Source organism: Hoyosella rhizosphaerae (assembly GCF_014643175.1).
Classification (GTDB): Bacteria; Actinomycetota; Actinomycetes; order Mycobacteriales; family Mycobacteriaceae; genus Lolliginicoccus; species Lolliginicoccus rhizosphaerae.
The window spans coordinates 37,659-49,906 of record NZ_BMJH01000004.1 but is presented as its reverse complement, the minus strand read 5'-3'; the positions used below and the strand labels follow the sequence as shown (position 1 = coordinate 49,906).

Sequence of the window (12,248 nt, the reverse complement as noted above, 5' to 3'; positions counted from 1 at the left end):
TCCTGTCATGGGTTGGTATCGGACAAATCAGGGTTTTGGTAGGCCGTCGGATACGGCGTCAAAAGCTTCGGCGACGATTTCGCTGAGTTTTCGTTCCGTCGCTTTGCCGCAGGACCACAACTCTGCGGCGGCGTTGAAAGCTGCGTTAGCGACTCCGAGGACGAGCCGTGGGTAGATGTGGGAGTCGCCGTCGACTCCTGTCCGTTCCTCGATGATGCGAATTGCACGTTGCATGGTGCGCGTGTAAACCTGCTGGTTTCCTGATGCAACGGCGGGGTGCGATTCGACGAGTTCCATAGCCCCGACGATGTCGGCAAGTTCGTGTTGACGCTCGTCCGCGATGGTGACCAGGAGTTCTTTGAGCGCTGCGAAGGCGTCCAGTTCGCGCGGCAGTTGTTCGAGCGTGTCGAGGAGTCCGTCTACTAATGCTTCGAGGTGGTGCACGATGGCGTCCTCGCGGGATGCAAAGTAGTTGTGGAAAGTTCGCGCGGATACCCCTGCTTCGGCTGCAATTGCGTCAGCAGTGGCCGCATCGATGCCGCGTTCGCGGGTGATGCGCACCGCCGCCATGCTGAGTGCGGCGCGAGTGGCAGCCTTCTTTCGCTCACGAAGGCTTGGCGGAGTGTTCACACATCTGATCATTCATCTTTTTGCAACAGGGTGCAATATTTCCGACCAATGCAAACATATGATTTGCAACACCATGTCTACATTGCCGGCTGGGGCCATTAGCCCACGGCAAGATCAGGCCGAGATATCAGCGACAACAGCTCCGCAGGCCGACACCAGGTCAGCAGGTGCCATTTCTACTTCCACACCAACCGCACCCGCACCCGCCAACACCGTCGCTTCGTCGAGCAACTTGCGATCCACCACAACGGCGATCCCGCCCTCAAGCCCCAAAGGCGAAACCCCATGGCGCGGATAGCCCACCACTGCAGCCAAGCAGTCCGAGTCAGCCATTTCCATCCGACCAGCGCCCACAATCGCCGACACAGCTTTGAAATTTAGCTTTCGATCCATCCCGCACACCACGACAGCAACCGCATCGTCAGAACGCGAACGCAACACAACAGACTTCGTTATCCGACCAAGGTCATACCCCAAAGCGTCAGCAAAATCCCGCGGAGACCGAATGTCCGTTGCCATATCGGCATGATCAACAAAGCAGTGCTCAACGCCGTGACCTTCGAGCGCTCGAACAACTCTGACGTGGGGAGACGGCACAGTACTTCCTTCTCAATCGCGCTACATATCAGTCCCGCTGCGTCAGCAGCCGATCAACCATCGTCGACCGCACCTGGGCCGGAACTGACGGAGCAAAACGCTTCAAATACGACGACAACCACTCAGGGTCATTCACCAAAAACGGAAAATCACTCGGCACCATATGCCGCAACGCGATCATCGGCAACGGACAATCAAGCGGACGAAAATCCGCATTCCACAAACCAGGCTCAGCACACCCCGGATAAAACTGACCCAACATCATGCCGTTCTCCACAGCGCGCGACTTCCCCGCACGTTGTACCTGATCAATGAGATCAAAATCCGTCACATCAGGGAAAACAACCATCGCCGCCTTATAAAGCGAATCAGCACTCCCGCTCGATTCAAGACGCAAAAACTCATCCACCATCGACTCCGTTGCCGACGCAATGTCATCCGCACTGAGGTGGTCCCCCGCGACAACCGAAGCCCACAATAATTCGCGATTCAACGACGGCACCGTAAACGGGCACACCGGGCCCGACCGACCCAAGTCAACATGAGGCCTCGTAAGAAAACCCTGCACCCAGTCAAGCAATTGAGTCAAAACCGGATCGGCAGCAACCATATCCACATTCGACAAATTAACGAGGTCCCGGCCTGCCCGAGCATTCGCAGCGCGTTCAACCGCAGTCACCCCGCCACCTTTCCGGCACATCCTCGTGTGCGACAGATATGAGCGTAACGACTCATACGACCGCAATACCGCATGATGTGACCACCGTCGCCCCAAAAATCCCTCGCGATTCACCACCATCAGCGCGCCAAAGCCTCAGCGCCGCACACTTCATCGTAAATCGCGGACACCCCCGCCACCGTTACATGGGACACATCGTCACCCCACCGTGACAGCAACCCGACAAAGCGCACTTCCATTACCGCAACCCGACCTAGGCAGCTCACAACAAACCACCGACAATAAGTAGATGCGCAGCGCCGAAGCAACAATCCAACAACTCGAACCACCGCACGGCACCGTACTCACCATCCCATTTCGGGAGCGCGCACACACCGCCTGGCGAGTGCTCTTCGGCGGAGTCCTCGCATGGAACGACCCAAAATACCTCGCCTCAAAATCCAGCGAAGAACGTGCACTACGCTTCCTCATGGCCCTGCTTCTACTCCAACGGGCCAGCTACCTCATCCCCGCCCTCGCAACACTCTTCACCGCATCCGCCTCCTACCGGAACCCTGGACTCAACGCGGCACTCCTATTCGGAGCCGTCGCCTGGAGCGTCTTCCTCGGCCTCACCGCCCGCCAACACGGATGGTTCCCCAAATGGACGGTGTGGACCGACTGCGGAGTAATAGCACTTCTCCTCATCGCCAGCACCATGAACTACGTCGGAAACGACGTCTACTCACACCAAAACTGGCCCACACGACTCGCACTCGCCACATGCGCACTCGTCGCAGCAGCATTCGCACCAGCGCTCGCCGCCATCCCATGGACGGCCGTAGTCGCAGTCCTCCTCATCGCAATGCCACTGCACGACGGATCAGACGCCCTAACAGCAAGTTCAGCCCTCGAAGTCGTCAACGGCTGCCTCTGGTTCGCCGTCATCGCACACTTCGCACGCCGCTACCTCAGCGGACAAGGCCGCGTACTCGACGAAATCCAAGCCGAACACGTCCACGCAGAATCACAACGCGCAGCCCACCAAGCCCGCACCCACGAACGCGCCAACCAATACCGCAAACTCCACAACACCGTCCTCACCACACTCACCGCCATCGCCAGAGGAGGCCTCGACCACCGCACACCCGAAGTCCAGCAACGCTGCGCCACCGAAGCCGCCTACCTACGCAACCTCATCACCGAAGACAACACCGCCGCAGAATCCCGCCTCCACAACACACTCCGCGACACCATCACCGCCGCCGAAGCCCTCGGCCTCACCATCCACACCAAACAACAAAACCTCCCAACCCAACTCCCCGGCATGCGCTGCGAAGCACTCGCACAAGCCACTCGCGAAGCCCTCAATAACGTCGCCAAACACGCCGACACCAACGAAGCCTGGCTCACCGCATTCGCCGACGGGGAGACCCTCACCGTCCGCGTTGTGGACCGAGGAAAAGGCTTCGACCCCGAGGCCACTGTTTACGGATTCGGACTTAACCACTGCATCCACACCTACATGGCAGAAATCGGCGGCACCGCAACCATCGACTCCGCACCCGGCGAAGGCACCTGCGTCGAACTCGTCGCACCACTTCAGTGATGGGGTGGTTGTGGTTGGTGGTTAGTGGTTGCGGTGACTTTTGTACATCTGAGGTAGTGAAGTCACCACAAGTTTGGACGGATCAGCAGGGCTTGGTGGCGACAATGGCACCGTGCGTTCGGTGGCTTTGAGACCTACGCGTGTGCACCTCATCGATTCGAAACCCGCCAGCGCACAAGAGGTCGCACGTCTTATCCACATCCCAATAGTTCGCGTCAGTGATGGCGTGTGGGAACGACTCCAAGTGGGCCCCCACAAAAAACCCGAGGAGCACACTGCCCCCGTCGCCTAGGAGCTGGTAGAACGACTCCACAAGATTCGTCGCGGCCTCACGATCTAGATGGATCATCGAATACCACGCCATTACCCCACCAAACGAGCCATCCGGGAACGGCATTTGTGCCATATCCATCAGCTCGTATCGAACCCCAGGAAACTCTCGACGAGCTGATGCGATGAACTCGGGAACAACGTCGATGCCCGTCACGTCCCGGTTTGCTTGATGGAGAAGATCAGTCCAATGGCCCGGCCCACACCCTGCGTCCAGGATGGGCCCGCAAACCCCTGCTCCCCACGACGAAATCAACGCAACGTCGCACGGATGCATCTGATCGACCCGCCCCAGGACACTGGCGTACTCACTCGCTCTCGCACCATAGGCAGCCTGAATACGGTCCATGGCACCAATACTGCCTTGGCGGGCAGGCGCTGCCGGATGAATCCGGGCGGGCGGGCCAACTTGTGGCGGCTTTTCTACCTCAGATGTACTCAGATCACCACAGGATCGCGCATACCCCTTAATCCTATAGGTGCGCACGTGCGCACATTTAAGGTATTTTGTAGGTGTGCCGAGCGGAACCGCCGAGCCGAGCCACGTTCTCGCCATCCCAGCCTTCCGGCGACTGTTCGCCGCGCAGGTGGTGGCGCTGGTCGGAACAGGGTTGCTGACTGTCGCACTGGCCTTGCTGGCCTACGACCTCGCAGGGGATGCCGCCGGTGCCGTATTGGGCACCGCCCTCGCTATCAAGATGATCGCCTACGTCACCGTGGCGCCCGTGGCTTCGGCGCTGGTTGATCGACTCCCCACTAAAGGCGTGCTTATTGCCGCAGACGCAGTCCGTGCGGGTGCCGCGTTGATGTTGCCTTTTGTCGATCAGGTGTGGCAGATCTACGTGTTGATTTTCGTACTACAGGCCGCGTCAGCAACATTCACCCCGGCGTTTCAAGCTGTCATTCCGTCCATTGTCCCCAGCGAATACCAGTACACACGCGCATTGACGTTGTCGCGGCTTGCCTATGACCTCGAATCCTTACTAAGCCCTCTGCTGGCTGCGGCATTGCTAACGGTCGTTAGCTTTCACTCACTCTTCGTGGGCACCGCTGTGGGTTTTGTCATCTCGGCAGCAATGGTGATGAGAACCGTGCTGCCCACGCATATTGCCCCGGAACGCGCAGACACGTTCGCTAGCCGCGCCACGAAGGGTGTGCACGCATTCTTCGCCAACCCAGTCTTGCGGGGCCTGCTGGCATTGAATGTTGTGGTCGCCTCCGCGACCGCCCTTGTCGTTGTTAATACGGTTATCTACGTGCGTGACCTGTTCGGCGGCTCAAACAGCGCCGTGGCGATTGCGCTCGGGATTTACGGTGCTGGGTCGATGGCGGTGGCGCTGTGCATACCGCGGGTTCTGCTGGCCATTTCCGATCGTCGCGTCATGCTGCTCGGTGCCTTCGTGTCCGTAGTCGGCACTGCCTCCGCAGCCGTAGTGTCCATCACGGGTGGGGTGTGGGGATGGCTAGCACTCGGGACCGTCTGGTTCGTGCTCGGCGCTGGAACTTCGATGATCAGCACCCCGTCGGCGAGGATTTTGCGTCGCGAGTCGACTGACCTGAACCGGAAATCGATCTACACAGCGCAGTTTTCGCTATCTCATGCCGCATTTTTGATCACCTACCCGGTTGCGGGTTGGGTCGGTGCGCACGCCAGTCAGTTCACGGCCGCGGTGACGCTGGCAGTCTTGGCTACACTTGCGGCACTGTCCGCAGCACATATGTGGAGTCGACCGCACGTCGCCGCACACTTCGCATCAGATGAGGTAACCAATGCCAGCGCCGAAACCCGAGCAGCACATCAGCCTCGACCACGCGGTGGAACCTGATGCGGCGCGCCTCGCCTCAGCAAGTGACACCTTTCGGATGCTGTCCGATCCCACCCGGTTGCACATTTTGTGGCTCCTCAGCCAAGGCCCAGCGGACGTCACTGCACTGACCGCCGCATCAAGTGCCTCACGAACAGCGGTGAGCCAGCACTTAGCCAAACTGCGATTCAGCGGAATGGTCGATACCCGCAAAGAAGGCCGCAACGTCATCTATAGCCTCCCCGACGGCCACCTCGCGCGCCTTGTCCGGGAGGGTTTGAACCTCGCTGATCACAAGGTCACCGGGGAACCACCCCACGCCTAGCCCTCGTTGCAACCTGTGGTGAGTTTTCTACCTCAGATGTACCCAGATCACCACAAGACGCCAACGCCTTCGGTCCGTACCGTGGAGTGTGACGCTACGAAGGGAACCTCATGAGCGCGAATGCACCACTCCATGTCGAACGACGCGGCACCGGAAAACCACTGTTGCTAGTACACGGCCTGGGCGGGAGTTGGGAATCCTGGCTCCCGGTCGTGGCGGGCCTGGAGAAGAGTCGCGAACTCATCATGATTGACCTCCCCGGCTTCGGTAACTCGGCGCCACTCGATGGGGAGGTCACCATTGCTGCCCTCGCCGACGCAGTGGAAAAATTCCTCCGCTCAGAAGGGCTCACGAAGATCGACACTGTGGGCAGTTCGATGGGTGCCCGCATTGTGTTGGAACTTGCTCGGCGAGGCGTGGGCGGCGACACCGTTGCGCTTGATCCTGGCGGGTTCTGGAGCCCAGGCGAGCTGCGGTTCTTCAGCCTTTCTCTTAAAGCTTCACTCCCACTCGTCCTCGGGTTGCAACCCGCGCTACCGACGATCCTGGGCAACCCCGTGGGCAGAACGGCGTTGCTGGTGCAGTTCTCCGCCGCACCATGGAAGCTCCCCAAGGACGTCGCCGTCCGTGAAATGCGCGGGTTCGCGAAGGCCACAGCACTGAACGAAACCCTCAACGCCTTGGTCAACGGCCCGCTCCAAGAAGGCGCACCAGCCGGTACAACCCCTGGCCGCGTCACCATTGGTTGGGGACGCCAAGACCGCGTCACACTACCGAGCCAAGCGGCACGCGCACAGGAAAAGTTCCCCGACGCCGAAATCTACTGGTTTGAAAAATGCGGACACTTCCCCATGTGGGATCAACCCGAAGAAACCGTGGACCTCATCCTTCGCCGGACGTAGGACCTTTGTCGCCCAACCCTAGACACCACACCGCAGACATGAAAAAACCTCCCTACCTGTGTGAACAGGTGGGAGGTTGTGGCGGTGGCGGAGGGATTTGAACCCTCGGACGGGGGTTACCCGTCACAGCATTTCGAGTGCTGCACCTTCGGCCGCTCGGACACGCCACCGCGGACAACTGTACCTGAGGTTGTTCTTCAGTCCGAATCTGCAGTTCGGGGGCGGTGTGCGGCGAAAAATTCGGTGAGGAGTGCGGCGCATTGGTGTTCGCGGATGCCGCCGCGTACTTCTGGGCGGTGTGTGAGGCGTCGGTCGCGGACGACGTCCCAGAGTGATCCGACTGCGCCGGTTTTGGGTTCCCATGCGCCGAAGAGGATGCGTCCGATGCGGGCGTTGACTATTGCTCCGGCGCACATGGTGCAGGGTTCGAGGGTGACGGCGAGGGTGGTGTTTTCGAGTCGCCAGCCGTCGCCGTGGATTTTTACGGCGGCGCGGATGGCGAGGATTTCGGCGTGCGCTGTGGGGTCGCCGGTGCTTTCACGGAGGTTGCCTGCGCGGGCGAGGATGGACCCCGAACTGTCGAAGATGACGGCGCCTACGGGGACGTCGGTGGGGCCCGAGAGCGCGGCAGCCTCGAGAGCTGCCGCGATCATGGCGTCGTCATTAAGCCTGCTCACTTTTGGAGTGCGTCAACAACCGTAAGGTATTCGTTTTCGCAGCCGAGGCGTTCGGCGACCATTTGTAGTTGTTCGTCTGGGTAGAGGTCGGTTTCGGCGAGGATGACACTCATGACGGCTTCGGATAGTCCGAGGTCAGAGAGGATGCCGAGTTCGCCTTCTTCCCAGGGGTCGATGTCGTCTAGGTCGTCTGGGTCTAGGTCAGGTATATCGACGTTGAGTGCGTCGAGTACGTCTGCGGCGATGTCGTAGTCGAGTGCGGCTGTGGCGTCGGAGATCAGTAGGTGGGTGCCTGCTGGTGATGGTCGGATGACTACGAAGAACTCGTCGTCGACGTCAAGTAGTCCGATGGTGGCGCCGGAACTTCGGAGTTCGCGCAGTTCGGTTTCTGCGTCGCTGAGGTTGGTGAGGGCGTTTGCGGAAAGCGGTACGCATCGCCACCGTCCGTCTTCACGTACGACCCCAACTCCGAACCCGTCGATGTCGTATTCGTCGTCGCTTTGTGTGCGAGCGCGCTGTGCTGCCATGTCGTGAGGTTATCGCGGAGTTGCGCGTGTGGGAACTGCTGTTGAGAAATCGCAGGTGGGCCGGGTGTGGTCATTGGGCTTGCCGGGTTGCGGTGTGCGAACCTGTTGTGGTGTTGAAGTCTGATTCTGCGCCTGTGTGTGTGCTCGGTTTGGGGTTGATTGGTGGTTCGGTGCTTCGGGCTGCTCAGGCGGGTGGCCGGGTGGCTTTTGGGTATAACCGGTCGCTTTCAGCGGTTGATGCTGCCCGTTCTGATGGGTTTGATGCTGATGGTGATCTTGTTTCTGTGCTGCAGCGTGCGGCTGATGTTGATGCGTTGATCGTTGTTGCGGTGCCGATGCCTGCGGTGAGTGACGTGTTGGCGGCGGTGGCCGAGCACGCCCCGATGTGTGCGTTGACCGATGTGGTGAGCGTGAAGGCGCCGGTCGCTGATCTTGTGCGCTCACATGGGCTTGATGCCCGGTATGTGGGAGGGCACCCGATGGCTGGCACGGCCGAGTCGGGGTGGGCGGCGAGCGATGCGACGCTGTTTGACGGTGCCACGTGGGTGGTGAGTGTGGATGACGGCCGCGATTCTGGTGTGTGGCGTCGAGTTGCGCGCCTTGCGTTGGATTGCGGTGCGACTGTGGTGCCGGCCGAGTCGGCGGAACACGATGATGCTGCGGCACGCATTTCCCATCTCCCCCATGTGTTGGCGGAGACTTTGGCGATGGCTGGCGCACGCGGTGGCGCGTTGGCTTTGCGGTTAGCTGCGGGGTCGTTTCGCGATGGGACGAGGGTGGCAGGTACCGCGCCGCGACTTGTTGACGCCATGTGCGAGGCGAATGCGACGTCTCTTCTCCGTGTGCTTGATGAGGCGTTGGAAACATTGTCGGACGCTCGCGACGCGTTATTGGAAGGATCCACGTCCGCCCTCACGGACCGTGGTTTTGAGGCGCACCAGCAGTACTTGGCTCGGGGTGGCGGCAACATCACGGGGATAACCCCTGGCGCCCCTCGGTGGCTTGAGGAGCTCCGAGATGCTGGGCGAACTGGTGCTGTTTTGACTGAACTTCCGGCGAGGACTGAGACATGACACTTTCCACACTTATTTCTGATCTGCGGGACGGATCGCTGTCGGCGGTTGACCACATCAGTTCCGTGCTTCACCGGATTGAGTCACTTCGCGGTGGCCCGTGGGAAAACCTGGTAGTCAATTGGGATTTTCAACAGGTGCTCGGCGCGCAAGCGCTCTTGTTGGCGCGGGAATTGGATGCCAAACGGGAGGCCGGTGCCGCCCTTGGGCCTCTGCATGGCTTGGCTGTGGTTGTGAAAGACCTGATTGATGTCAAGGGTGTGCCTACGCGGTGCGGGAGCGCGGTGTTTGCGCGCCGCGAGCCTGCGACAGAAGATGCCGCCATCGTTGGGCTCCTGCGGTCCGCTGGCGCTGTTGTTGTCGCAAAAACGCACCTGCATGAGTTTGCGTATGGCCCCACAGGGGCGGTGAGCGTGGACGGCCCGGCGCTGAACCCACATGACACGAGTCGGATTACTGGGGGTTCGTCGTCAGGTTCTGCGGGTCTGGTTGCGCTAGGTGTGGCACCTCTCGCCATTGGGACTGACACTGGCTGCAGTGTGCGAACACCCGCCGCCCTGTGTGGCGTTGTTGGTGTTAAACCACCGTTTGGGGCGCTGCCAACGTCGGGCGTGTTTCCGTTGTCTGGAAGTTTTGACCATGTCGGGTTTTTCACCCCCACGATTGATGACGCACGGGTCGTGTGGGGTGCACTCGGGCTTACTGCTGGTCAACGGCCCGAATCGGTTTCGGTCGGTAGGCTGCGCGGCGCGGGGTGGGAAATCCATGACTCCGCCATCGCGGCTGCAGTGGACCGTGCGGAGAAGCACTTGCGGGCAGCGGGATACACGGTTGTCGACGTCGAAATGCCCGAGGCTCAGCGATTGGTGGAGCTGTACACCGTGATCACGGGTTCGGAGGCTCTCGCCACCCATGATGTGAAGCTGCGGAGCGACGCTGAAAAGTTCCAACCCTTGACGAGGGAAAGGCTTGAAGCTCAGCGCGGCCGGTCGGCGACTGAGTACATCAGTGCGCTACGCGAACGGGACGAACTCCGGAAGCGGATTTCGGACCGGCTGAGCGAGGCCCACATCGACGTATTGCTCACTGCCACAACGCCGCTCAGGGCCACCACGGTTGGCGTGGAGACTGTCGGAGGAGATGACGGCGTTTCGGTCCCTGTGCGGCCCGAGATGCTGCGGATGTGCATACCGTTCAGCGTGCTCGGCTACTCGGCGGTATCCACACCGGTTACGCACCCCGACGGGCTGCCGTCTGGAGTGCAGATTGTGGGATTGCCGCACGTGAGCGCCGACGTGCCGCTCACAGTGGCGTCGGCGCTAGATTCGCTCACCTAATCCGGGGTAGTCGATGAGGAACCCGTCGTTATCGACGGTGACAGTTGCGCTCGCCACCGGGGAAATGACATGAATGCCTTCAGCGCCCGCACTGTAGGTCAGGGTTTCCTCGCGAACGGTGAGGTCAGGGAGCGAAACGTACACCACTGAGATTTGGGTGTCGTCGGCTCCCGCGTGCAAACCGAGCCGTCGGATGGGCAGCGCATTAAAGAAGGGGCTGAGGATAACGTCAACATCGAGTGCTCCGCCAAATTTTGACCTATTCGACGTTGATCCTTCGTGTACCGTCCAATAGCCTTCGCGGTCGCGGCTGACGGACAGGACCCGCTCTCCCGATGACACAGTGGTGCGCAGCGACAGGCGGCGGGTTACGCCCGCATCGTCGGTCACCAGGTCATATGAGGCACTGAATGCTTCGTGGTCGTCGCATGCGCCACCGATGATTCGGCCCGCAGCTTTGACGCGTTGGCCCGCTATCTGGATGCGCGTCGATTCCATTCGCGGCGCCGAAGCTGAACTCCACGTCAACACAGCTGGCCACACTGTCGGCTCGGTTTCTAGAGCAGTCACGCCCCTACCGTATGGACCTTGTACGTGTTTACGCAACGAAACTAGTCGAACTCGTTCGGATCATTGCTGGCTAAAACCGTTCGTCAGTGACATCTGCGATGTGTATTTTGATGTTTTCTGGGGTAGTTGCCGCAGAGCCAAGTTCTACCCGCAGCACTTCATGGACGAGATTGCGAATGTCGCGGGAAGATTTTTTGAGGTCCGTTCCGTATTCAGCGGTCAGGTCAATTTCGATACCCTGACAGATCCCATTATCGATGTCGAAGTGCATCCGCAGGGGTGCTGTGCCACCGATCCCTTCCAACGCATCACGAAGGATTTGCTTCACCACAATGTCGGTGATGAAAAGCTGATCGCCTCTCGCAACGAGGTCCGCTGAAAGTTCTGCTCGTAGCGGCACTGAATGGCGAGTCGATGCCCGCACTTTCGCGAAAATGCTTTCAGTAACCCGTAACCACGAATCGTTGTCGTCATCCTCGCGCACCTCCTGGGCTGCTCGCTGCAGCAAGGCGTCGAATTCTGCGCTCGGGTCGTCGGGCGTCGGTTCGTCCATCGCCGGTCCGTCTATCGCCATTCGCTGAGTGCCCCTCCCAGAGTTGACCGTGCGCGGGCAAGGTTTCCACGGACACTGTCGTACGACATTGCGAGTACTTCCCCAATCTCGCTATACGACAGGCCTTCCACTTCTCGCAGCAACCACACGGATCGCTGGCCGGTGGGCAAGGCCGTCAAAGCCTGCTCAAGTGCTGCCAGCAAGTTGTTGTATCGAGCTTTCTGCTCCGGGTTGGAATGCGGATCTGTTGCCGCGCTATCGGTTGTGATCTCCGCCGGTGTCGGCCTCCGTTTACGTAAATGATCGGTAGCTTTGCGTGCCACAATCGTAAACAACCACGTCCGCAATGCGGAACGGCCTTCCCAGTCCGGCAGCGACTTCCACGCGGCCACAAATGCCTCTTGAACAGCATCTTCGGCGTCACCTTGGTCGGCCAACATTCTCTTCGCGTACCGGAACAATGCTGGGCCGTGTCGGCGCACAATTTCATTAAATTCAGGACGTGCACCCAGTGCTGCCCGCCTGGCAAGCACCTCGTCCGAAAGTGCACTGAGATCATGCACTGGGCGATCACGCACTGGGAGGTCACGCGCTAGTTGGCGATCCGATGTCCTCACCACTTCCTGCACGCCTCGTGTGATCAACCCTGGCAACA

Annotated in this window: 15 protein-coding genes and 1 tRNA gene; 6 read left to right on the top strand and 10 right to left on the bottom strand. The window is 60.0% G+C overall.

Going from position 1 to position 12,248, the window contains the following annotated elements; genetic code table 11:
* Positions 1–27 precede the first annotated feature (27 nt).
* The 3 genes from IEW73_RS15120 to IEW73_RS15110 all read right to left on the bottom strand — a co-directional run bounded on the left by IEW73_RS15120 (position 28) and on the right by IEW73_RS15110 (position 1,906).
* Positions 28–630: a TetR/AcrR family transcriptional regulator gene (locus IEW73_RS15120; RefSeq protein WP_188677214.1), complete on the bottom strand. Its 603-nt coding sequence runs from the start codon at positions 628–630 to the stop codon at positions 28–30.
* A 114-nt stretch (positions 631–744) separates the two neighbouring features.
* Positions 745–1,227: an aminoacyl-tRNA deacylase gene (locus IEW73_RS15115; RefSeq protein WP_188677211.1), complete on the bottom strand. Its 483-nt coding sequence runs from the start codon at positions 1,225–1,227 to the stop codon at positions 745–747.
* A gap of 28 nt (positions 1,228–1,255) precedes the next feature.
* Complete coding sequence (locus IEW73_RS15110) at positions 1,256–1,906, bottom strand: DUF6875 domain-containing protein (protein WP_188677208.1); 651 nt, start codon at positions 1,904–1,906, stop codon at positions 1,256–1,258.
* A gap of 289 nt (positions 1,907–2,195) precedes the next feature.
* Between IEW73_RS15110 and IEW73_RS15105 the strand changes: the two genes are divergently transcribed.
* A complete protein-coding gene (locus IEW73_RS15105) occupies positions 2,196–3,494 on the top strand; it encodes a sensor histidine kinase (protein WP_188677205.1) in 1,299 nt (432 codons plus the stop codon).
* 82 nt (positions 3,495–3,576) lie between these two features.
* Here IEW73_RS15105 and IEW73_RS15100 read toward each other — a convergent pair whose 3' ends face one another.
* On the bottom strand, positions 3,577–4,311 hold the full coding sequence (locus IEW73_RS15100; protein ID WP_206050385.1) for a class I SAM-dependent methyltransferase: 735 nt from the start codon (positions 4,309–4,311) through the stop codon (positions 3,577–3,579).
* A 28-nt stretch (positions 4,312–4,339) separates the two neighbouring features.
* On the opposite strand from IEW73_RS15100, the gene IEW73_RS15095 reads away from it, so the two are divergent.
* From IEW73_RS15095 to IEW73_RS15085, 3 genes are all read left to right on the top strand, one after another.
* Positions 4,340–5,650, top strand: a complete 1,311-nt coding sequence (locus IEW73_RS15095; RefSeq protein ID WP_188677202.1) for an MFS transporter — start codon at positions 4,340–4,342, stop codon at positions 5,648–5,650.
* Positions 5,595–5,954, top strand: coding sequence for an ArsR/SmtB family transcription factor (locus tag IEW73_RS15090; protein WP_188677199.1), 360 nt, complete (start codon positions 5,595–5,597; stop codon positions 5,952–5,954). Before IEW73_RS15095 ends, IEW73_RS15090 begins: the two co-directional genes overlap by 56 nt.
* A 110-nt stretch (positions 5,955–6,064) precedes the next feature.
* Complete coding sequence (locus tag IEW73_RS15085) at positions 6,065–6,856, top strand: alpha/beta fold hydrolase (RefSeq protein ID WP_188677195.1); 792 nt, start codon at positions 6,065–6,067, stop codon at positions 6,854–6,856.
* 79 nt (positions 6,857–6,935) lie between these two features.
* On the opposite strand, the gene IEW73_RS15080 is transcribed toward IEW73_RS15085, so the two are convergent.
* The 3 genes from IEW73_RS15080 to IEW73_RS15070 form a co-directional block, all read right to left on the bottom strand.
* Positions 6,936–7,026, bottom strand: a tRNA-Ser gene (locus IEW73_RS15080).
* A gap of 27 nt (positions 7,027–7,053) precedes the next feature.
* The gene (locus IEW73_RS15075; RefSeq protein ID WP_241012212.1) at positions 7,054–7,509 is read right to left on the bottom strand and encodes a nucleoside deaminase; all 456 of its coding nucleotides are present in this window, start codon (positions 7,507–7,509) and stop codon (positions 7,054–7,056) included.
* A 20-nt stretch (positions 7,510–7,529) separates the two neighbouring features.
* Entirely contained in the window at positions 7,530–8,060 is a 531-nt protein-coding gene (locus IEW73_RS15070) for a tRNA adenosine deaminase-associated protein (RefSeq protein WP_188677179.1), read from the bottom strand.
* A 107-nt stretch (positions 8,061–8,167) separates the two neighbouring features.
* Here IEW73_RS15070 and IEW73_RS15065 point away from each other — a divergent pair, with 107 nt between their 5' ends.
* Complete coding sequence (locus IEW73_RS15065; RefSeq protein WP_229676051.1) at positions 8,168–9,133, top strand: prephenate dehydrogenase; 966 nt, start codon at positions 8,168–8,170, stop codon at positions 9,131–9,133.
* Positions 9,130–10,470, top strand: coding sequence for an amidase (locus tag IEW73_RS15060; RefSeq protein WP_188677173.1), 1,341 nt, complete (start codon positions 9,130–9,132; stop codon positions 10,468–10,470). The genes IEW73_RS15065 and IEW73_RS15060 overlap by 4 nt, the downstream gene beginning before the upstream one ends.
* Here IEW73_RS15060 and IEW73_RS15055 read toward each other — a convergent pair.
* The 3 genes from IEW73_RS15055 to IEW73_RS15045 all read right to left on the bottom strand — a co-directional run bounded on the left by IEW73_RS15055 (position 10,453) and on the right by IEW73_RS15045 (position 12,210).
* A complete protein-coding gene (locus IEW73_RS15055) occupies positions 10,453–10,968 on the bottom strand; it encodes a putative glycolipid-binding domain-containing protein (RefSeq protein ID WP_188677662.1) in 516 nt (171 codons plus the stop codon). The genes IEW73_RS15060 and IEW73_RS15055 overlap by 18 nt on opposite strands.
* Positions 10,969–11,110: 142 nt before the next feature.
* Entirely contained in the window at positions 11,111–11,614 is a 504-nt protein-coding gene (locus IEW73_RS15050) for a hypothetical protein (protein ID WP_188677170.1), read from the bottom strand.
* On the bottom strand, positions 11,605–12,210 hold the full coding sequence (locus IEW73_RS15045; protein WP_229676050.1) for an RNA polymerase sigma factor: 606 nt from the start codon (positions 12,208–12,210) through the stop codon (positions 11,605–11,607). Before IEW73_RS15045 ends, IEW73_RS15050 begins: the two co-directional genes overlap by 10 nt.
* Positions 12,211–12,248 lie beyond the last annotated feature (38 nt).